The organism is Methylobacterium sp. WL103, assembly GCF_008039885.1.
GTDB lineage: Bacteria > Pseudomonadota > Alphaproteobacteria > Rhizobiales > Beijerinckiaceae > Methylobacterium > Methylobacterium cerastii.
Window position 1 is genome coordinate 1 of record NZ_VRUX01000675.1, and the last position, 2118, is coordinate 2118.

The 2118-nt window shown below is 71.4% G+C and carries 2 protein-coding genes and 1 pseudogene; all 3 read left to right on the forward strand.

The window, feature by feature from the left end:
- Positions 1-118 (forward strand): annotated as a pseudogene (locus FV222_RS32060) (DNA-binding protein); the annotation flags it as partial.
- 127 nt (positions 119-245) lie between these two features.
- On the forward strand, positions 246-545 hold the full coding sequence (locus FV222_RS24055) for a hypothetical protein (RefSeq protein ID WP_348644093.1): 300 nt from the start codon (positions 246-248) through the stop codon (positions 543-545).
- 188 nt (positions 546-733) lie between these two features.
- Positions 734-2118, forward strand: a 1385-nt coding sequence (locus FV222_RS24060; RefSeq protein ID WP_147815828.1) for an ABC transporter ATP-binding protein, incomplete at its 3' end; no start/stop codon positions are given.

The following is a 2118-nucleotide window of genomic DNA, read 5'->3' on the forward strand; positions in this document are numbered from 1 at the left end:
GCGCGTCACCGGCCGCGGCCCGCGCCACCTCGAGGTCGCCGCCAAGGGCCAAGACGGGCGCGAGCGCGCGCTGCACGTCGGCTTCGACGGGCAGATCCGCGAGATGCGGGCGTTCTGAGCCGACGCCCCCGGGGTCGGCGCGGCACGATCCTCGCCTGGATCGGTGGGGTGCGATGCAACCGATCCCGGCCTGCCGCGTCATGGCGAGAGACAGACCACGAAGGAGCCTGCCCCGGATGGAGCCCATGAAGCCGATGGAACCGATGAAGCCGATGGAACCCATGAAGCCGATGAAGGGCATGGAGCCCTGGTGGCCGGAGGACCTCGGCAAGCCCTCGACCAGCGGGTCGCAGAACGGAATGAAGTACGCCTTCTTCCCCGAGAAGCACCGCCTGCTGATCGAGCAGGACGGCAAGACCACCACCTACGACAGCGGCGACCACAAGATCGGCGGCGTCTCGCAGCAGGACGGCGGCAGCAAGTCTCTCAGCTTCACCAGCCAGAACGGCGACGTGGACCTCGGCTCGCTGAAGAAGGTCGCCTGAAGGCCTGACGGGGCGGGCAGGGCTTCGCGGCCGCGCCCGCCCGCGTGGACAGCATGGCGCCGGGCCTCTATGCGCTCGGCCCACATGAGAGAGCGCTTCACAGAGAGATCCGCGCCGGGCGCCCTTCCCTCCCTACCCCGCAGGGGGGGAAAAGAGAGTCGCGTTCTGCCGATCCCGAGGACGCACCCTTGCGCGCGCTGATCGACCTCGTCCGCGCCATGCGGGCGCGCGACCGGCGGCGGCTGGCGCTGATCGCGCTCGGCCTCACCGGCGCGGGCCTGCTCGAAGTGGTCGGCGTCGCCTCGGTGATCCCGTTCCTGACGCTGGTCGGCGATCCCGCGGCCGCCACCCGCCTGCCCTACCTCGCCCACATCCGCGATACGCTGGGGCTGGCCGACGACCGCAGCTTCCTCATCGCCGCGGGCCTGGCGGCGCTGCTCGCGATCCTCGTCACCGCCGTGGTCAACGCCGCGCTGACCTACGCCCAGCTCCTGTTCACGCATCTCACCGGCTACGGCTTCGCCCGGCGTCTGCTGTTCCGCTACCTCGCGCGTGAACGCTTGTTCTTCACGCAGGGGAACAGCGCGGAGCTCGCCAAGAACGTGCTCTCGGAGACCGACCGGCTGGTCATCGGCGTGCTGACGCCGGCGACCGTCATCGCGTCCCGCGCGATCTCGGCGCTCGCCGTCATCGCCTTCCTGCTGGTCTACGCGCCGCGCCTCGCGCTGATCCTCGGCGGCGGCTTCGGCGGGCTCTACGTCGGCATCTACGTGGTGATGCGTGCGCGCCTCGCCTCGCTCGGCGCGCGCTCGGTCGGCGACAACGCGCAGCGCTACCGCGTGGTGCAGGAGACGCTGGGCGCGCTCACCGAACTCAAGCTCTACGGCCGGGCGGAGACCTTCGCCGGCAAGTTCGACACCCCCGCCCGCGCCTACGCGAAGGCCACCGCCGAGAGTCTGCTGACCGGGCAGATGCCGCGCTTCGTCATCGAGGCGCTGGCCTTCGGCGGCGTCATCGTGGTGGTTCTGTTCGCGCTGGCCCAGGGGCTCGACACCGCCGGCATCCTGCCGCTGCTCGGGCTGTTCGCCTTCGCCGGATACCGGATGCTGCCGGCCTTCCAGAACATCTTCAACTCGCTGGCGCTGCTGCGCTTCTACCTGCCGGCGGTGCGCGTCATCGTCGACGACCTCGCCGGCGAGACCGAGAGCCCGCCGCGGACTCTCGCCCGGCTGCCGTTCTGCGACGCGATCCGCCTGGAGGGCGTCGGCTTCGCCTACGCGCCCGGCCGGCCGGCGCTGGCCGAGGTGAGCCTGACGATCCGGGCCAACACCACCGTCGGCCTCGTCGGGCGCACCGGATCGGGCAAGTCGACCCTCGTCGGCCTCGTCCTCGGCATCCTGACACCGGATGCGGGCCGCATCACCGTCGACGGCACGCCCCTCGACGCGGACACCCTGCCCGCCTGGCAGAACCGGATCGGCTACGTGCCCCAGGACGTGTTCCTGGTGGACGGGACGGTGGCCGAGAACATCGCGCTGGGCCTCGAGCCGGTGGACCGCGCGGCGGCGGAGCG